Genomic DNA, 18,931 nt, shown 5'->3' on the forward strand with positions numbered 1-18,931 from the left:
GTTGCGCCTACCCGCCGGCCGACAAAAGCGACTTCAGTTTCACGTTCGCGTCCGCGACCGCCACAGGCGCCACCGTGGCGCCGCGTTCGACCAGCATCCTCGCGAGCTTCATCTCCTTGACGAATCCGGACGCGCGGCCGAAGCCGCTCGCCGCGACGAGCCGTCCGCCGCCATCGAAATGGAAATGGATCTCTGCGTCGCCATCGAGCCTGCGCGCGACCGCCAGCTCGCCGAGCGCCGGCTCCCCGGCAACCTGCAACTGGCCGTCGTACTGATCGGACCAGAACCACGGCAGCTCGCAATACGGCTCGCCCGCGCCGAGCATGTTGCGCGCGGCGGCGCGCGCCTGCGTCTCGGCGCCGTGCCAGGTTTCCTGGCGGATCGGCCGCCCCGACAGGCCGCTCGGGAACACCGCGACGTCGCCGGCCGCATAGACGCCCGGCGCCGACGTCTCGAGCCGCGCATTCACGACGATCCCTCGATCGACCGCGAGGCCCGCGTCACGTGCGAGTTCGTCGGCAGGTTCGATGCCGATACCGGCCACGACCGTATCGGCGACGAGCGTGTCGCCATCGTCGAGCGTGACGGCCAGTGCGCCATCGGCCGTTCGCTCGATCGCGACTGGCTTCCGGTTCAAGCGGATCCGCACGCCGTGATCCACATGCAGCGCGTGCACGCGCGCCGCGATCGACGCCGGCACCGCGCGGCCGAGCAGCCGCGGCGCCGCGTCGAGCACGGTCACGCGGCACCCGCGCATCCGCGCCGAGGCCGCGACTTCGAGGCCGATGAAGCCGCCGCCGACCAGCACGATCCGCGCGCCGGGCGCGAGGCGCGCCGCGAGCGCCGCCGCATCGTCGAGCGTGCGCAGCGCAAGCACGCCATCGAGATCCGCGCCGGGTATTGCGAGGCGGCGCGCGCGCCCGCCGGTCGCGAGCAGCAGCGCTTCGTAGCCGATGGTCCGGCCATCGGACAGCCGGACTTCGCGTGCGCGCGGATCGATGTGCGCAACGGTCGCGACGACGTGCGCGATCCCGTCCGCCTGCCACGCGTCGGCCGCGCGCAGCCGGCATTGCTCCGCACTGCGTTCGCCGGTCAGCAGGCCTTTCGACAACGGCGGCCGCTCGTACGGCAGATGCGGCTCCGCGCCGATCAGCGCGATCCCGCCGCGCCACCCCGCTTCGCGCAGCGTCTGTGCCGCGCGGCCGCCGACGTGCCCTGCGCCGACGATCGCCATCACGCGCTCGTTCGCCATGCGTTCAGACCTCGATCAGGATGCGCCCGCCCTCGACCCTCGCCGGGTACGTGCGCAGCTTCTCGCAGACCGGCGCGGACAGCGGCCGGCCATCGCGGATGTCGAAGCGCCCGTTGTGCTTCGGGCACTCGATCACATGGTCCATCACGAGCCCGTCGGCGAGATGCACGTGCTCGTGCGTGCACATTCCGTCGCTCGCATAGACGTTGCCGTCGACCCGGTAAATCGCATACGTGTGCCCCGCGTGATCGAAGCGCACCACGTCTTCGTCGTCGATGTCGTCGAGTGCACCGGTATCGATCCATTGCGTCATGATTCGTGTCTCCTTGTTGAGCGGTATTCGATGCGGTCAGGCCTGCACGGCGCCCGGCACGGGCCGCACGATCTGGTAGGACGGATCGCGCGTCTGCCGGATCAGCGCCGGCACAATCTCCGCATACGCGGCCAGCGTGCTGCGGTACGGCGCCGGCATGTCGGCCTTGACGGTCTCGTGCAGCTGCGGCAATGCATGGAACGGCACCATCGGGAACATGTGGTGCTCGACGTGGTAGTTCATGTTCCAGTAGAGAAAGCGGGACACGGGATTCATCATCACGGTCCGGCAGTTGCGCCGGTGATCGAGCACGTTCTCGGGCATGCCCGCGTGCTGCGTCAGGCCGAAGTACTGGTACAGCCACGCGCCGTACAGGCTCGGCAGCCCGATGTAGAGCAGCGGCAGGATCGTGTGCCCGTACAGCGCCGCGCCGATCACCGCGGCATAGATCGCGAGATGGATGCGCGCCTCGCGCACGACCTTCGGCCATTCGGACTCCGGCACGAAGGTTCGCTCGTCATCGTCGAGACGGCCGACGCACGCGAGCACGATCAGCTTGCGCAGTTCGCCGGCGACGTGCTTCAGCGCGACGACGTTCAACGCGAGCCCGAGCCAGTCGGTCGGCTTCGGCGCGGCGATTTCCGGATCGCGCCCGACCACCAGCGTATCGGTGTGATGGCGCGCATGGCTCCAGCGCCACACCGTCGCGCGGCGGAAGGTCTGGAACGACGCGACCTGGTACAGCACGTCGTTCATCCAGCGCGTGCGGAACGCCGTCCCGTGCCCGCACTCGTGCCAGCGCGAATCGGCCGGGCTGCAGTACAGGGTGCCGTACACGAAGAACGCGGGCACGGCCCACGCCGAATGCGCGCGCCACGCAAGCCATGCGACGAGGCCGCTGATCACGATCGCCGCGTACCAGATCAGCGTGTCGCGGATCGCGCGCGCATCGTCGCGCTGCATCAGCTGCTTCATCACCGGCCGCGGCACCGGGCACTTGTACCACTCGGCGTTGACGAGCCCTGCAGCGCGGGCGCGCTCGCCGGCGCCGCCGATCAATCGGTATTCCTGACGGCGCGCGGATGCCGTGTGATCGCGCGCCGGGTCGTTCGTATGGGCCACCCGTGTCTCCTTGGTTCCTTGTGCGTCGGAAGCGCCCGCTGCGAGCGCGCCGGTGTGGAAGCAAAATTAGGCGACGGACCCGGCCCGCTCAACGGAAACGTTGACGAAATTTCGCCATCGCTTTAGCGTGCCGGAGGACAGCGCCACGCACACGATGGCGGCAACGACACTGGAGACGACCCGATGGCAGCCGATACCGGACCCCGCTGGCGCAAGCGCACCGCGCGCTTCACGGAGATCGCGGCGCTTGCGGGCGTCAGCACGACCACCGTCGACCGGGTGCTGAACGAGCGCGGCAGCGTGTCCGCGCAGGCGCGCGAGCGCGTCGTCGCCGCGGCCCGGCAGCTCGGCGTGCCGCGCCAACTGCCCGATACGCGGCACGGGCTGATCCACATCGACGTGCTGCTGCCCGACACCGACACGCCGTTCTTCAAGCGGCTGCAGCAGGCGCTCGAGCGTTCGCTGCAAATGCTCGACCGCCGCGTGGTCGTGCACCGGACGATCCTCCCGGCCGGCGACGACAACCGGATTGCCGCGCTGATCGATCGGCCCGCATACCGGCGCGCGGCGCTGATCGTCACGGCCCGCGACACGCCCCGCGTGCGCGATGCGCTGGCGAACGCGATCGCGCGCGGCGAGGCCGTCGTCACGCTGGTCACCGACATCGGCGGAATCGCGCGCGTGCATTTCTCGGGCATCGACAACTATCGCGGGGGCCGCACCGCCGGCTACTACATCGGCCGCCTCGCAGCGCGGCCCGGCCGGGTGCTGCTGCTGGGCGGGCGAATGGGCTACCGCGCGCATGCGGACCGGATCGCCGGCTGCCTGGACCAGCTCACGCAGGCGTTCGCCGACCTGACCTGCGACGGCGAGCCGGTCGAGACGCTCGACCAGGACGACCGCTGCTACCGCGCGGTGACGAAGGCGCTGCAGGCGCACGACGACGTGGTCGGGATCTACAACAGCGGCGGCGGCTCGGCCGGCATCGAGGCGGCATTGCGCCGGTTCGGCGCGGCCGGCCGCGTCGTCTGGATCGGCCACGAGATGCTCGACCTGCATCGCACGTACATCGAGGCCGGCACGATGGACATCGCGATCGACCAGGATCCGGACGGACAGGCGATCTCCGCGCTGCAGCACGTGCTGCATGCGTGCGGCGTCGTCGAGCAGCCGCCGCCGGACGATCCGGTCGAGTTTCGCGTGTTCTGCTCGGCGAACGTGAGAACGAGCGCCTACCTGCAGACCTGAGTTTCGCGGCGCGCGCGACCTGCCGCGGCATGCCACCGTTCGCGCCGGCCGCGCCCGGCCGGCCCCCTGCCGCGCGGCATCGCCCGGGTCCGCACCGCCACTGCGCGCCGAACGGACGTCGCAAAAAAATCGACCGCCGCATTGGCGATTTTTCGTCACTGTTTGTCATGCAGTCCGCGAGGCGCGTCCGTACATTTGGCAGCCATCCAGGACAAAAACGGACAGGAGACGATGGCTGAACCGCTACTCATCGGCGTGAACCTCGACGGCGTGCTCGAACACGACGGCTTGCCGCCGCCGGCACCCGCCGAGCGCTTCCGGATGATCGCCGGCGCCGGCGTATTCGACTACGTCGAGAAGAACCCGACGCGGGACGAAGACCTGACGCCCTATTTCGCGCTGGTCGAACGCCACGCGCTGCCGATCCGCGTGATCGGCGGCATCTGGCGCGCGGGCCGCGACGAAGCGCATGTCGCGGAGATCGTCGCCGCGGGCGCGCGCTTCGGCAGCACCGTGCTCAACTGCCAGCTTTACGCGCACCACGCGGACGGCCATCCGCTGTCGGACGGCGAGGTCGCCGATTTCTACCTGCGCGCATATGAACGGGGCGAACCGGTCGGCTGCCTGCCGAGCCTTGAAGTCCATGTCGACATGTGGAGCGAGGACTTCACCCGCATCGCGCGCGTCGCGCAGCGGGTCGAAGCGGCCGGCGTCGAATTCCGGATCACGCTCGATCATTCGCATCTGCTGTTCAAGATCGGCAATCGCACCGAGCTCGACGTGTCGGGCATTCGCGAACCGGTCGAAAGCGGACGGCTCGTGCTCGACCCTGCGTCACCGGCGGCCGTGTATGCCGGCTGGATCGAACGCGGCTGGGTCCGCCATGCGCACGCGCGCAGCGTGATCCCGAACAATCCCGAGAACCGCTGGATGCGCCGCCAGGACGGACGGCCCGGCCGCGGCATCCAGTATCCGTTCGTCGCGCCCGCGCCGGGCGCGTATCACGGCGAATGGCGCGCCGCGCCGCTCGACACATGGAAAGACGCGCTGCGCGGGCTGCTGCAGTGGCGCGCGCATGCGCGGCCGACGCTGCTCGAGCAGATCAGCTGCGAATTCATTCCGTTTCCCGACTACGGCGGCGGCGCGCGCTACTCGATCTTCGACAACAACGTCGCGTGCGCGCAATGGCTGCGCGATACGTGGCACGCGCTCGCCGCGACGGCGACGGCGACGGCAACCGCCACGCCGGCCGACGATCGCGCGCCCGCCGGCACCTGATTCGGACTACGCCCCCCACCAGAGGACAGAAAGATGACGCAAGCACTCCACTTTTCGCTGAACCGGATGAGCGCGCCGCGCATGCCGCTCGACCAGTATGTCGCGCTGTGCCGGCGCCTCGGCGTCGACACGATCGAGATCCGCAACGACCTCGACGGCGTCGAGATCACCGACGGCACGCCGGCCGCCGCGGTGCGCGCGCAAGCCGACGCGGGCGGCCTGACGATCCTGACGATCAACGCGCTGCAGCGCTTCGAGCAATGGAACGGCGAGCGCGCCGACGAGGCGACCGTGCTGGCCGACTACGCGGCCCAATGCGGCGCACGCGCGCTGGTGCTGTGCCCGACCAACAGCCGCAGCGACACCCGCAGCGCGGACGCACGCCACGCGGATCTGGTAAAGGCGCTGAAGGCGCTCAAGCCGATCCTCGACACGCGCGGCCTGCTCGGCTTCATCGAGCCGCTCGGCTTCGAGGAATGCGCGCTGCGCCGCAAGTCGGACGCGGTGAAGGGCATCTACGACGCGGCCGGCGAACAGGTGTTCCGGCTCGTGCACGACACGTTCCACCACCACCTGTCGGGCGAGGACATCTTCTTCCCGAACCTGACGGGCCTCGTGCACATCTCCGGCGTCGAGGAAAGCGACCTGCCGGTCGACCGGATGCGTGACGGCCATCGCGTGCTGGTCGGCGGCGCCGACCGGCTCGGCAACATCCGGCAGCTGCGCGAACTGCTCGCGCGTGGCTATTGCGGCGCGTTCTCGTTCGAACCGTTCGCAAGCGAAATCGCGGAAGCCGCGGACATCGAAGACCGGCTGCGCACGAGCATGGACTTCGTGCGAGCCGAACTGACGGCCCGCTGACCCGCTATCCCGCCGCACGGCCGGCAGACGTCGCCGGCCGGCGATCGGGAGCGCCTCCGGTGGCACACGCCGCCGCGGCAACTGCCCCGCAACACGACGCGCACCAGGACGTGCGTGCTGAGCGGCAGGCCTCTTCATAAAAAACGACGACAGGTCTGGAGACGACATGAAACGAATCGCGACGGCTGGACTCAGCCTATTAGGAATCCTCAGTTGCACAGGTGCCAGCGCGCAAAGCTCGGTGATACTGTACGGCGTCGCCGATGCGGGGCTCGACTACCTGAGCCAGGTGCAGACCGGCAACGGCACGACCGCGTCGCGCCTGCGCGCGCAAAGCAGCGACTGGGGCGCAAGCCGGTTCGGGCTGCTCGGACACGAGGATCTCGGCGCCGGCTACCGGGTGATCTTCAACCTCGAATCGGGCACCAACCTGATGTCGGGTACGGCCGGCGAAAGCAATGGCCGGCTGTTCAGCCGCAAGGCGCTGGTCGGCGTGCGGAACGACCGCTACGGCACGCTGACGCTCGGCCGCAACCTGTTCATCGCGAACGACCAGTGGGACATGGACCCGCTCCTCCAGCAGGCGTATTCGTCGACCGCGCTGGTCCGCAGCCGCAACGTGCCGATCACCAGCAACAACATCGAGTACCGGTCGCCGTCGTGGAACGGCTTCAGCCTGCATGCGCAATACACGCTCGGCAACCAGGCCGGCGGGTTCAATCTCGGCGCGGTCAACGAGGCGGGCCGCAGCGACGGCATCCAGGTCACGTACAAGAACGACCTGCTGATGCTGCGCGCGATGTACGACGAACTGCGCGACGCGAACGGGCGCATGAGCAACGTGTTCACCAGTTCGCGCGAGTTCTTCGCGGGCGCGAACCTCTATCTGCACGCGCTCACGCTTCAGGCCGCCTATACGCACCTGAACGCGCCCGACACGCCGGCCGACCTCGCGCGCAACGCGGACCACTACTGGGCCGGCGCGCAATACCGGGTGACGCCCGCGCTCACGCTCGGCGGCGCCGCCTATTACGTGCACGTCGGCTCGGGCGCGGGCGACGCGACACACGATCCGTCCGGCCACGCGACGATGTTCGCACTCGGCGCCGCGTACAGCCTGTCGAAGCGCACGCTGCTCTATGCGACCGTCGCGCACGTGCGCAACGCGAGCGGATCGAATTTCTCGGTCGCGAACAACAACCCGGGATCGGACAACGACAACCTCGCGAATCCGCTGCCGGGCCGTTCGCAGACCGGCGTGAATATCGGCATCAACCATTCGTTCTGACGGTCGGATGCGATCAGGTGCCGCGGCGAATCTGCAAAGCATCGCGTGCCGCGGTGAAATCGGGAAGAAACGGAATCAACAGGAGAACAGGATGATCGAGTTTGCGATGTTCGGCGCGGGACGAATCGGCAAGATTCACGCGGCGAACCTGGCGCGCCTGCCCGGCGCGCGGCTCAAGTACGTGGTCGACATGCACGCGCCGTCGGCGCAGGCGCTTGCGCACGCGCATGGCGCCGAGGCCGTCGGCGTCGAGCGGGCGCTCGGGGATCCCGCCGTGCGGGCGGTCGTGATCGCGTCCAGCACGAATACGCATGCGGACCTGATCGTCGCAGCCGCGAATGCCGGCAAGGCCGTGTTCTGCGAAAAGCCGATCGACCTGACCATCGCGCGATCACGCGAATGCGCGGACGCGGTCCGGCGCAACGGCATCACGTGCATGATCGGCTTCCAGCGCCGCTTCGATCCGACCTTCGCGGCGCTGAAGGCGCGCGTCGAACGCGGCGAGATCGGCGCGCCCGAGATGCTGGTCATCACGAGCCGCGATCCGGGGGCGCCGCCCGTCGACTACATCAAGAGCTCGGGCGGCATCTTCAAGGACATGCTGATCCACGATTTCGACGTGTTCCGCTGGATCCTCGGCGACGAAGCGCAGACGCTGCACGCAACGGGCAGCTGCCTGACCGACCCGGTCGTGCACGAAGCGGGCGACATCGATTCGACGGCCGTCACGATCCGCACGAGGCGCGGGCTGCTGTGCCAGATCAATACGTCGCGGCGCGCCGCGTACGGCTATGACCAGCGCTTCGAACTGCTTGGCAGCAAGGGCATGCTGCAGGCCGGCAACGTCCGGCCGACCGAGGTGACCGCGTGGTCGGCCGGCGGCATTGCGGCCGACGTGCCGGAGCCGTTCTTCCTCGAACGCTACCGGCAGGCGTACGCGGCCGAGATCGCGCACTTCGTCGACGCGGTGCGCGACGGCTCGCCGGTCAGGACGACGATCGACGACGGGCTCGCCGCGCTCGAACTGGCCGAAGCGGCGATGACGTCGTGGCAGACGGGGCGCGTGGTCGAGATCTGACGGCGGCAACGGCGGCGGGCCGCGCGACCGGCCCGCCGTTGGCGGCGCGGGCGTGAAAGCACGTATCATGGCGGCAGTCCGGCGTCGCCGACGCCCCGCTTCTTCATCATCATGCTCGATCACCTCATCTGCGACTGCGACGGCGTGCTCGTCGACAGCGAAGTCATCGCCGACCGCGTGCTGCTCGACACGCTGTCCGCCACGTTCCCGCACATCGATTTCGAAGCCGCCGCGAAGACCGCGTTCGGCCAGCAGACGTCGCGCTTCCTCGCGGGGCTCGAAACGCGCTACGGGATCACGATGCCCGACAACTTCATCGAGACGATCGAACACAACATCGAAGTCGGTCTCGCGCAATCGCTTGCGCCCATCACCGGCGTGCGCGATGCGCTGCTGAAGGTGACCCTGCCCGCGGCGGTCGTGTCAAACAGCCGCCTCGCGCGCGTGCGCAGCTCGCTGAAGCGCGCGGCGCTCACCGAAATCTTCGGCGACCGCGTGTTCAGCTCCGAGCAGGTCGCACGGCCGAAGCCCTACCCGGACGTCTACCTGCACGCGGCGAGCACGCTCGGCGTCGAGCCCGGGCGCTGCGTCGTCGTCGAGGACAGCATTTCGGGCCTGAACGCCGCGCGCGCGGCCGGGATGAAGACGATCGCGTTCGTCGGCGCGAGCCACATCCCCGACAACTACGCGGATGCACTGCGCGCGATGGGCATCACTCGGATCATGCGGAAGATGGACGAGCTGCCGTCGCTCGTCGCCGCCGGTGTGCGCGGCGAGTTCGGCGACGTGCAGTCCTAGCGGGCGCTCAGGCCGGTTCGCAGCTCCGCTCCCGCGCGGCCGCCAGCGCCTCGCGGAATTCGACCAGCTCCGCGATCGTCAGCATCGGCAGGCCGTGCCGTTGCGCGAAACGCGCGACGTCGTCGCCGCGCGTCATCGTGCCGTCCGGATTCATCAGCTCGCACAGCACGCCAGCCGGCTTCAGCCCCGCGAGGATCGTCAGGTCGACGGTCCCTTCGGTGTGGCCGCGGCGCGCGAGCACGCCGCCCGGCTGCGCACGCAGCGGAAACACGTGCCCGGGGCGGACGATGTCGTGCGGCGTCGCGTCGTCGGCGATCGCCGCGCGGATCGTCGTCACGCGGTCGGCCGCCGACACGCCCGTATGCACGCCTTCGCGCGCCTCGATCGACACGGTGAACGCGGTGCCGTTGCGGCTCTCGTTGGTCTGCACCATCGGCGGCAGCGCAAGCGCGCGCACCTTGTCGTCGGTCAGGCACAGGCACACGATCCCGCTGCATTCGCGGATCAGCAGCGCCATCGTTTCCGGCGTGATCCGCTCGGCGGCGACGATCAGGTCGGCCTCGTTCTCGCGGTCGTGATCGTCCTGCAGCACGACTGCGCGGCCCGCGCGCAATGCGTCGAGCGCGGCGGCGATGCGCGGCGGCACCGGTTCGGAATCGAGCAACGGGAGATCGGCAAAGGCGTCGGCGGGCGCCGACGAACGGGACGTGAAAGACGGATAAGACGTAAAGGACATGTGAAACGCTCCTCGCAAAACGATATGGGCGAAAAACGTTTCAGGGCATTGCAAACAGACAGAACGACAACCCGCTTCGCACGCACGGCGAAGCGGCCCTGACGGACATGACTATCTGCACATCTTCTCTCATCCGGACTGTGACCGTCGGCTCTGGCATTCGACCAGATCTGCTGACCCCGCGCTGACTGCGCGGGCGCTCGCGGGCTCGCCGGCTTACGCCAGCCTACCGCCGGTGGGGAATTCCGCCCCGCCCTGAAGACGCACTGATTACCGGAAAATCCGGCCGGCAAAGCATACAACAGCTGCGCGCGCGGCGCAGCGAACGACATGCATAACCCTACTGACGAAGCCGTCTAACGAAATCGTCCGAACGGACTGGTCGCGGCGGGCCGGCGCATGCATGCACCGGGAATCGGCCGTCGCTGGCGGCGGCTGACCGGCCAGTTCCCGGGCCGACTCAATCACCGATTCGCGCGCCGCGCGGACCGCACCGGGCCGCCGCACTTCGCCCACGGGATCACGCCCCAATAACGGACCCTAGCCCGCGACGCGCGCCGCCTCCGGCACGAGCCAGCGCGGCGGCACCTCGGGGCTCACCGTCACGCGGAACGCGCGCGCTTCGCTGTCGCCGGGATTGCGCAGGCTGTACGGCTGGTCGGCGTCGAACACGATCGCGTCGCCGGTCGCGAGCAACTGGCGGCGGTCGTGCACGCTCACCTCGAGCGTGCCTTCGCTGACGACGAGATTGACCGTCGTGCCCGGCGCGCGGCGTACCCCAGGCTCCGTGTGCAGCGGCGCGATCCGCAGCTCGTGAAACTCGGCGGCGGCCGGCTCGGCTTCCGGATAAAGCGCGCGCGCCGAGAAGCGTCCGCCCGAGCTGACGACGCGCGCCGAGCGGTCGGCCGCGAGATGCTCGAAGCCGTTCACCGCATGGCGGCGCAGGAACGCGGCGACCGACACTTTCAGCGCGGCGGCGATCTTGCACAGCACCTTGATCGACGGCACGCTGCGCGCGGATTCGATCTGCGCGAGCATCGCGCGCGACACGCCGGACAGCCGCGCGAGCGCATCGAGCGACAGCTGCCGCTCGGCGCGCAGCCGCGCGAGATTGACGCCGACGACCTGCTCGAGGACATCGAACGACGCTTGCGTCCGGACGTCGGCCGCGTCGCCGGACTCGAAGGAAGACACATCGCGCACGAGCGCCAGGGGTGAAGACATTGCATTGCCTCCGGGCCGCGACGCGGCCCTGCGAATGGGTTGGTGCCGGATGGGAATCGGGTTGCGCATCGATCGAGCGCGTGTCGAGACCGTATCACCGGGCTCCATGCGGGCAAACGAAGTTATCTTCACACCGTTATCAGCATCGCGGAGGAATGCGCTTCTCCGGGGTCCGAACCCACACCGCAGGCGCCGCACCGCCATCCTGCCGCAACCGGCCAGCCGTCCGGGGCGGCACGAAAAGCTATAATGGAAAGCTTTCCGACGGCTTGTTTCTTCGCGTGCACCGGGTGCATGCACCGGCCCGCTGCGCGGCCCGGACGACGGCCGTCCCGATTCACCCTTGACGACGCCCCCAGGTCAACCACTGCGAACGGCGAATCCCCATGACCAAGAAAGTTTACGTAAAGACCTTCGGCTGCCAGATGAACGAGTACGACTCGGACAAGATGGTGGACGTGCTCAATGCCGCCGAAGGCCTCGAGAAGACCGACTCCCCCGAGGACGCGGACATCATCCTGTTCAACACCTGCTCGGTGCGCGAGAAGGCGCAGGAGAAGGTGTTCTCCGATCTTGGCCGCGTGCGCGAGCTGAAGGAAGCGAAGCCGGACCTGCTGATCGGCGTCGGCGGCTGCGTCGCGAGCCAGGAAGGCGCGTCGATCGTGTCCCGTGCGCCGTACGTCGACCTCGTGTTCGGCCCGCAGACGCTGCACCGCCTGCCGCAGATGATCGACCAGCGCCGCTCGAGCGGCCGCGCGCAGGTCGACATCACGTTCCCCGAAATCGAGAAGTTCGACCACCTGCCGCCCGCGCGCGTCGAGGGCCCGAGCGCGTTCGTGTCGATCATGGAAGGCTGCTCGAAGTACTGCAGCTACTGTGTGGTGCCGTACACGCGCGGCGATGAGGTGTCGCGCCCGCTCGATGACGTGCTGACCGAAGTCGCGGGCCTCGCCGACCAGGGCGTGCGCGAAGTCACGCTGCTCGGCCAGAACGTGAACGCCTACCGGGGTGCGCTGACGGCCGGCTCGACCGAGATCGCCGATTTCGCGACGCTGATCGAATACGTGGCCGACATCCCCGGCATCGAGCGGATCCGCTACACGACGTCGCACCCGAAGGAATTCACGCAGCGCCTGATCGACATGTACGCGAAGGTGCCGAAGCTCGTGAACCACCTGCACCTGCCGGTCCAGCACGGCTCCGACCGGATCCTGATGGCGATGAAGCGCGGCTACACGGTGCTCGAGTACAAGTCGGTGATCCGCAAGCTGCGCGCGATCCGCCCGGACCTGTCGCTGTCTACCGACCTGATCGTCGGCTTCCCCGGCGAGACCGAGGCCGACTTCGACAAGATGATGGCGCTCGTGCACGAGATGAGCTACGACACGAGCTTCTCGTTCATCTACAGCCCGCGCCCCGGCACGCCGGCCGCGAACCTGCACGACGATACGCCGCGCGAGGTCAAGCTCAAACGCCTGCAACATGTGCAGGCGACGATCGAGGAGAACGTCGCACGCATCAGCCAGTCGATGGTCGGCAAGGTCGAGCGCATCCTCGTCGAGGGGCCGTCTCGCAAGGACCCGAACGAACTCGCGGGCCGCACCGAGAACAACCGGGTCGTGAATTTCCCGGCGCCGCTCGCGTCGCACCCGCGCCTGATCGGCCAGATGATCGACGTGAAGATCAACCACGCGTATCCGCACTCGCTGCGCGGCGAGCTCGTGCTCGCGCACGACGACGCAAGCACGGCCACGCACTGACCTCCCAGAGGAGCCCGACGCCACTTTGAAGCCCACCCAACTACTGGAATTCACCGCGCCGCGCGACGACAATGCACGCCTCGCGAATCTCTGCGGCCCGCTCGACGAGAACCTGCGGCAGATCGAACAGGCGCTCGACGTCACGCTGCAGCGGCGCGGCCACCGGATCTCGATCCGCGGGCGCGGCGCCAAGCTCGCGCTCACCGCGCTCGAAAACTTCTACAACCGTGCGCGCGATCCGCTGTCGGTCGACGACATCCAGCTCGCGCTCGTCGAGGTGCGTCACACGGGCGGCAACGGCCGCGTCGAGGACACGCTCGACGTGCGGTTCCGCGGCGACCCCGACCATCCGTTCGACGAGCCCGTCATGCGCGTCGACGACGAAGAGCTCGACGAACCCGCACCGAAGCTCTACACGCGCCGCGCGGACCTGCGCGGCCGCACGCCCGCGCAGCGCGAGTACCTGAAGCAGATCCTGTCGCACGACGTCACGTTCGGCATCGGCCCGGCCGGCACCGGCAAGACCTACCTCGCGGTCGCATGCGCGGTCGACGCGCTCGAGCGCGACCAGGTCAAGCGCATCGTGCTGACGCGCCCGGCCGTCGAGGCCGGCGAGCGGCTCGGCTTCCTGCCGGGCGACCTCGCGCAGAAGGTCGATCCGTACCTGCGGCCGCTGTACGACGCGCTGTACGACCTGCTCGGCTTCGACAAGACCGCGAAGATGTTCGAGCGCCAGATGATCGAGATCGCGCCGCTCGCGTACATGCGCGGCCGCACGCTGAACCACGCGTTCATCATCCTCGACGAGGCGCAGAACACGACACCCGAGCAGATGAAGATGTTCCTCACCCGGATCGGCTTCGGCTCGAAGGCGGTCGTCACCGGCGACACGAGCCAGGTCGACCTGCCGCGCGCGCAGAAGAGCGGCCTGATCGAGGCGCAGCAGGTGCTCGGCGGCGTGCGCGGGATCGCGCTCACGCGCTTCACGAGCGTCGACGTGGTCCGCCATCCGCTCGTCGCGCGGATCGTCGAGGCGTACGACGAGTTCCACGCGCAGCACCAGGATGCGTGACGCGCCCCCGAGCCCCCACGTCACCCCGGCCCGGCCCGCCCGACAGCGCGCCGGGCTTTTTTTCGGCCGATCCCGCCCGAATTCCGCCGGCATCGTGCGACACCGCCGAATTCGGGTGGGATCGGCCGTTTGGTGTATCCTCATCGCGTTCCAATTGCCTGCCGCGTCATGAAATCGTCCCGCTCCCGCAAGTCCGCCCGCGCCGACAAGGCCACGTCCGAAACGCTCCGTCTTTCGCTGTTCGACGCGAAGGGCAAGGTCAAGTCAGTCGATGCGCAGGGGCTGCGGATCGATTTTCCCGACGGCCGCAGCCTGATGTTCGACCTGTCGGGCAGCTCCGGTGAAGCCGCCGTCGCGATCGTCGCGCAGCACGCCGATCCGTCGATGCGCGCAAAGCTCGCGCTGCAGCCCGAGCACTACGACAGCGTGACGCTGCACGTCGGCGCCGAGCCCGCGCCGCGCGACGTCGGCCTCGACGGCGAAGCGATCCGCGAACCCGAGCTCGACCTCGCCGTCCAGTACGGCGACGAGATCACCGGCAACGTGCGCAAGGCGTGCCCCAAGCGCAAGCTGATCGCCGAATGGATCGCGCCCGCGCTGTTCGTCGACGCGCAGCTGACCGTGCGCTTCGTCGGCGAAGAGGAAGGCCGCAAGCTGAACGACAGCTACCGCCACAAGGACTATCCGACCAACGTGCTGACCTTCGCGTACGACGACGCGCCGGACGGCACCGTGATCGGCGACCTCGTGCTGTGCTGCCCGGTCGTCGAGAAGGAAGCGCGCGAGCAGGGCAAGCCGCTCGACGCGCACTACGCGCACCTGCTCGTGCACGGCGCGCTGCACGCGCAAGGCTACGACCACGAGACGAGCGACGAGGACGCCGCCGAAATGGAAGCGCTCGAAGTCGACATCCTCGCGAAACTCGGCTTTCCGAACCCGTACCGGTAAGCGGCCCCATCCCCGATGCGCATCGCCGCCACGCTCCCGTCCGCGTACCCGCCGTCGCTCGGCGAAGGGCGGCTGCTGACGGAAGACGAGCTCGCGGCGTCGCTCGCGCACACGATGCGCGACTGGGACGGACAGCAGGATCTGTGGCTGTTCGGCTATGGGTCGCTGATCTGGAACCCGGGCCTGCCGACCGTCGACGCGGTGCGCGGCAAGGTGCACGGCTATCACCGCGGCCTCTATCTGTGGTCGCGCGTGAACCGCGGCACGCCGGAGCAGCCGGGCCTCGTGCTGGCGCTCGATCGCGGCGGGTCGTGCAGCGGCATCGCGTTCCGGCTGGCCGGCCCGACCGCGCAGCCGCACCTCGAGACATTGTGGAAGCGCGAGATGCCGATGGGCTCGTACCGGCCCGCATGGCTGCCGTGCTCGCTCGAGAACGGCGAACGCGTGAAGGCGCTCGCGTTCGTGATGCGCCGCGACGTGCCGACCTACACGGGCAAGCTGCCCGATCGCGTCGTGAAGGAAGTGTTCGGCTGCGCATGCGGGCGCTACGGCACGACGCTCGACTACGTGAGCCGCACGGTCGACGCGCTGCGCGCAAGCGGCATCCCGGATCGCGGGCTGGAAGCGCTGCTCGCGCGCTGCCGGTGACGCCCGCGCCGAGATTTCCGATCCTATCGGCGGACCTGCGGCGCTGCATGCAGACGAACGCAACCCAACCCAAACCCCGGCATTCCGATCTCCGAAGGACGCCACACATGAAGCTGCCCGGTTGGCTGCGCCGCAGGACCGCCTTGTTGACCCTCGTCCTCGTCACGGGCATCTCGCTGTCCGGCTGCGGCGTGTTCGGCTGCGGCGGCGCCGCGTCGAACGGGATCGCCGCCGGCGGCTGCTCGGCCGGCATGCGGTTCTGAGCGCAGCCGCGTCTGCCGCGCGTCGCGGCGAATCGTCGCGGCGCGCACCCCGTCGTCCGACCGGCCGACCGGCCAGCCCCGGATTTTGTCTGCCGCTGCCCCGCGGCGCCTTTCTGAGATAGGATGGAAACGGAAGGACGGCGCGGCGCCCTCGCCCGCCCGTCCCGAAGCGGGGCCTGCACGGCCGCCGCCCTGGCCGTCCGGCCGGGGTGACACGGTCGCGCCATGCCCTTGGTGTATCCTTGCCAACTCCGTGACAGCGCGCTCCGATGTGAACCGGGCGCACCACCATGAACGATTCGTATCCCAGTCGAAAGCCAAACGACAAACCGCATGAAAAGCGCTCGCTGCTCGAGCGCCTGACCGACTTCATTTCGCCCGAGCCCGAATCTCGCGGCGAATTGCTGGAAATCCTGCAGGACGCGCACGAGCGCAACCTGATCGACGCCGATTCGCTGTCGATGATCGAGGGTGTGTTCCAGGTCTCCGACCTGTGCGCGCGCGACATCATGGTGCCGCGCGCGCAAATGGACGCGATCAACATCGCCGACAAGCCCGAAGACTTCATCCCGTTCGTTCTCGAGAAGGCGCACTCGCGCTACCCCGTCTACGAGGACAACCGCGACAACGTGATCGGCGTGCTGCTCGCGAAGGACCTGCTGCGCTTCTATGCGGAAGACGAGTTCGACGTGCGCGGGATGCTGCGTCCGGCCGTGTTCATCCCGGAATCGAAGCGCCTGAACGTGCTGCTGCACGACTTCCGGGTCAACCGCAACCACTTGGCGATCGTCGTCGACGAATACGGCGGCGTCGCGGGCCTGATCACGATCGAGGACGTGCTCGAGCAGATCGTCGGCGACATCGAGGACGAATACGATTTCGACGAGGAAGCCGGCAACATCATCGCGGCGCCGGACGGCCGCTACCGCGTGCGCGCGCTGACGGAAATCGAACAGTTCAACGAGACGTTCGGCACCGATTTCTCCGACGACGAGGTCGACACGATCGGCGGCCTGATCACGCACCATTTCGGTCGCGTCCCGCACCGCGGCGAGAAGCTGCAGCTTGGCAACCTCATGTTCGAGATCCAGCGCGGCGACGCACGCCAGGTCCATGTGCTGCTCGTGCGCCGCAACCCGCTCGCGAGCCGCCGGGCCGAGACGTCGCACGAGGACTGACCGCCACGCAGCCGGGCGGCGTCCCCCACGCTGCCCGGCTGCGTCCCATTCAACCCCTTCAACCGCCTCGCCCACTCCCGCTTCACATGGACGATCCGATCCCGTCCCGCCCGGCAGGCGGCCTGTTCGCGCCGGCGCCCGGCCTCTCGCTGCCGCGCTGGCACTACCCGGCCGCGCTGCTCGCCGGCGCAGCCAACACGCTCACCTTCGCGCCGACGCCGCACGGCGGCTGGCTGCAACTCGTCGTATTCGTCTGGTTTTTCGCGCAGCTCACGCGCACCGCGAGCTGGAAGAGCGCCGCGCTGACGGGCGGCGCGTTCGGTTTCGGCAACTTCATCTCCGGCATCTGGTGGCTGTACATCAGCATGCACGTGTACGGCGAGATGGCCGCGCCGCTCGCCGGCGGCGCGCTGGTGCTGTTCTCGCTGTACCTGTCGCTGTACCCGGCGTTCTCGGCCGGGCTGTGGTCGTTCTGCGCAGGCCATGCGTGGCACCGGCGCACGCCCGACCCGCGGCCGTTCTCGCCGACCTGGCACGGCGCGTTCGCGTTCGCGAGCGCGTGGGCGCTCGGCGAATGGCTGCGCGGCACCGTCTTCACCGGCTTTCCGTGGCTCGCGAGCGGCTATCCGCAGGTCGACGGCCCGTTCGCGGGGTTTGCGGCGATCGTGGGCGTGTACGGGATCGGCTGGGTGCTCGCGCTGTTCGCCGCGCTCGTCGTGCAGGCGCTGGCCGCCGCGCGGCCGTCGCCCGCGCGCGCGGGCGGTGCCGGCGGTGCCGGCATTTCGGGCGGCAATCCCCGCGTGCGCATCGCGGCGCCGGCCGGCGTCGCCGTCGCGCTGGTCGCGACCGGCCTCGCGCTGTCGCAGGCCACGTGGACCGTGCCGGCAAATGCGCCGCTCACGGTCCGGCTGCTGCAGGGCAACGTGAAGCAGGACATCAAGTTCGAGGAGGCCGGCATCGACGCGGCGATCAAGATGTACCAGCAGATGATCACCGAGAAGCCCGCCGACCTGATCGTCACGCCGGAAACGGCGATCGCGGTGATGATCCAGGAGCTGCCCGAGCCGTTTGCCGTCGCGATCCGCAAGTTCAGCGACACGACGGGCTCGGCCGTGCTGTTCGGCGCGGTCGGCGCGTCGGTGACCGAGGACGGGCGCTACGTCGACTATACGAACAGCCTGTATGGCGTAACGCCGAACTCGCGCGACATCTACCACTACGACAAGCACCACCTCGTGCCTTTCGGCGAATTCATCCCGTGGGGCTTCCGCTGGTTCGTCGACCTGATGAAGATGCCGCTCGGCGACTTCGCGCGCGGCGCGCTGGTGCAGAAGCCGTTCCTCGTGCGCAACCAGCCGGTGATGGCCGACATCTGCTACGAGGACATCTTCGGCGAGGAGATCGCGGCCACGATCCGCGACAATCCGCAGCCGCCCGGCGTGCTCGTGAACGTGACGAACCTCGCGTGGTTCGGCGACACGATCGCCCTCGACCAGCACCTGCAGATCGCGCGGATGCGCGCGCTCGAGACGGGCCGGCCGATGCTGCGTTCGACCAACACGGGGATGACGGCCGCGATCGACGCGCACGGCCGCGTGCTTGGCCAGCTCAAGCCGTTCACGATCGGCTCGCTCGACGTGCGCATCGAAGGCACGAGCGGCTTTACGCCCTACGTGACGAGCGGCAACGCCGCTGTGCTCGCGGTGTCGTTCATCCTGCTCGCGTTCGGCTTCACGTTCGGGCCGGGGCTGCGGCGGCGCGACGGCAAGTCGGCGCGCGCGAAATAGTACAGTGAGTGGACGCATGACATTCGTCATGCGTTCGCAAGCGTGGCGGAAAATAATATCGAGAAAAATGATTAATC

The 18,931-nt window shown here is 68.7% G+C and carries 18 protein-coding genes and 1 riboswitch; of the genes, 13 read left to right on the top strand and 5 right to left on the bottom strand.

Going from position 1 to position 18,931, the window contains the following annotated elements:
* Positions 1-7 precede the first annotated feature (7 nt).
* From ACV229_RS19555 to ACV229_RS19565, 3 genes are read right to left on the bottom strand one after another with little or no spacing between them, the layout of a single operon-like run.
* The gene (locus ACV229_RS19555; RefSeq protein WP_448084748.1) at positions 8-1,252 is read right to left on the bottom strand and encodes an NAD(P)/FAD-dependent oxidoreductase; all 1,245 of its coding nucleotides are present in this window, start codon (positions 1,250-1,252) and stop codon (positions 8-10) included.
* A 4-nt stretch (positions 1,253-1,256) separates the two neighbouring features.
* The gene (locus ACV229_RS19560) at positions 1,257-1,565 is read right to left on the bottom strand and encodes a non-heme iron oxygenase ferredoxin subunit (RefSeq protein WP_448084749.1); all 309 of its coding nucleotides are present in this window, start codon (positions 1,563-1,565) and stop codon (positions 1,257-1,259) included.
* Positions 1,566-1,601: 36 nt separating this feature from the next.
* Positions 1,602-2,687 carry a fatty acid desaturase family protein gene (locus ACV229_RS19565; protein WP_448084750.1) on the bottom strand — a complete coding sequence of 362 codons (1,086 nt, stop codon included), beginning with the start codon at positions 2,685-2,687 and terminating at the stop codon, positions 1,602-1,604.
* 183 nt (positions 2,688-2,870) lie between these two features.
* Here ACV229_RS19565 and ACV229_RS19570 point away from each other — a divergent pair, with 183 nt between their 5' ends.
* From ACV229_RS19570 to ACV229_RS19595, 6 genes are all read left to right on the top strand, one after another.
* Positions 2,871-3,935, top strand: a complete 1,065-nt coding sequence (locus ACV229_RS19570; protein ID WP_448084751.1) for a LacI family DNA-binding transcriptional regulator — start codon at positions 2,871-2,873, stop codon at positions 3,933-3,935.
* A gap of 231 nt (positions 3,936-4,166) precedes the next feature.
* The gene (locus ACV229_RS19575) at positions 4,167-5,213 is read left to right on the top strand and encodes a xylose isomerase (protein ID WP_448084752.1); all 1,047 of its coding nucleotides are present in this window, start codon (positions 4,167-4,169) and stop codon (positions 5,211-5,213) included.
* Positions 5,214-5,246: 33 nt separating this feature from the next.
* Positions 5,247-6,074 carry a TIM barrel protein gene (locus tag ACV229_RS19580; RefSeq protein ID WP_448084753.1) on the top strand — a complete coding sequence of 276 codons (828 nt, stop codon included), beginning with the start codon at positions 5,247-5,249 and terminating at the stop codon, positions 6,072-6,074.
* A gap of 166 nt (positions 6,075-6,240) precedes the next feature.
* Complete coding sequence (locus ACV229_RS19585; RefSeq protein WP_448084754.1) at positions 6,241-7,362, top strand: porin; 1,122 nt, start codon at positions 6,241-6,243, stop codon at positions 7,360-7,362.
* A gap of 91 nt (positions 7,363-7,453) precedes the next feature.
* Positions 7,454-8,440: an inositol 2-dehydrogenase gene (gene iolG / locus ACV229_RS19590; protein WP_448084755.1), complete on the top strand. Its 987-nt coding sequence runs from the start codon at positions 7,454-7,456 to the stop codon at positions 8,438-8,440.
* 111 nt (positions 8,441-8,551) lie between these two features.
* Positions 8,552-9,238: an HAD family hydrolase gene (locus tag ACV229_RS19595; RefSeq protein WP_448084756.1), complete on the top strand. Its 687-nt coding sequence runs from the start codon at positions 8,552-8,554 to the stop codon at positions 9,236-9,238.
* Positions 9,239-9,245: 7 nt separating this feature from the next.
* Here the strand turns inward: ACV229_RS19595 and ribB are convergent, their stop codons facing one another.
* Positions 9,246-9,974 carry a 3,4-dihydroxy-2-butanone-4-phosphate synthase gene (gene ribB, locus ACV229_RS19600; RefSeq protein WP_448084757.1) on the bottom strand — a complete coding sequence of 243 codons (729 nt, stop codon included), beginning with the start codon at positions 9,972-9,974 and terminating at the stop codon, positions 9,246-9,248.
* Between the two features lie 117 nt (positions 9,975-10,091).
* Positions 10,092-10,241, bottom strand: a riboswitch (FMN riboswitch).
* Between the two features lie 273 nt (positions 10,242-10,514).
* Complete coding sequence (locus ACV229_RS19605; RefSeq protein ID WP_448084758.1) at positions 10,515-11,198, bottom strand: helix-turn-helix domain-containing protein; 684 nt, start codon at positions 11,196-11,198, stop codon at positions 10,515-10,517.
* Positions 11,199-11,584: 386 nt separating this feature from the next.
* On the opposite strand from ACV229_RS19605, the gene miaB reads away from it, so the two are divergent.
* The 7 genes from miaB to lnt all read left to right on the top strand — a co-directional run bounded on the left by miaB (position 11,585) and on the right by lnt (position 18,854).
* A complete protein-coding gene (gene miaB, locus ACV229_RS19610; protein WP_448084759.1) occupies positions 11,585-12,958 on the top strand; it encodes a tRNA (N6-isopentenyl adenosine(37)-C2)-methylthiotransferase MiaB in 1,374 nt (457 codons plus the stop codon).
* A gap of 25 nt (positions 12,959-12,983) precedes the next feature.
* Positions 12,984-14,030, top strand: coding sequence for a PhoH family protein (locus ACV229_RS19615; RefSeq protein ID WP_448084760.1), 1,047 nt, complete (start codon positions 12,984-12,986; stop codon positions 14,028-14,030).
* 168 nt (positions 14,031-14,198) lie between these two features.
* Positions 14,199-14,978: an rRNA maturation RNase YbeY gene (gene ybeY / locus ACV229_RS19620; protein ID WP_448084761.1), complete on the top strand. Its 780-nt coding sequence runs from the start codon at positions 14,199-14,201 to the stop codon at positions 14,976-14,978.
* Positions 14,979-14,993: 15 nt separating this feature from the next.
* Complete coding sequence (locus tag ACV229_RS19625) at positions 14,994-15,626, top strand: gamma-glutamylcyclotransferase (RefSeq protein ID WP_448084762.1); 633 nt, start codon at positions 14,994-14,996, stop codon at positions 15,624-15,626.
* 107 nt (positions 15,627-15,733) lie between these two features.
* The gene (locus ACV229_RS19630) at positions 15,734-15,889 is read left to right on the top strand and encodes a hypothetical protein (protein WP_448084763.1); all 156 of its coding nucleotides are present in this window, start codon (positions 15,734-15,736) and stop codon (positions 15,887-15,889) included.
* Positions 15,890-16,179: 290 nt separating this feature from the next.
* Complete coding sequence (locus tag ACV229_RS19635) at positions 16,180-17,067, top strand: HlyC/CorC family transporter (protein ID WP_448084764.1); 888 nt, start codon at positions 16,180-16,182, stop codon at positions 17,065-17,067.
* Positions 17,068-17,153: 86 nt separating this feature from the next.
* On the top strand, positions 17,154-18,854 hold the full coding sequence (gene lnt / locus ACV229_RS19640; protein ID WP_448084765.1) for an apolipoprotein N-acyltransferase: 1,701 nt from the start codon (positions 17,154-17,156) through the stop codon (positions 18,852-18,854).
* Positions 18,855-18,931 lie beyond the last annotated feature (77 nt).

Source organism: Burkholderia sp. MR1-5-21, from assembly GCF_053427715.1.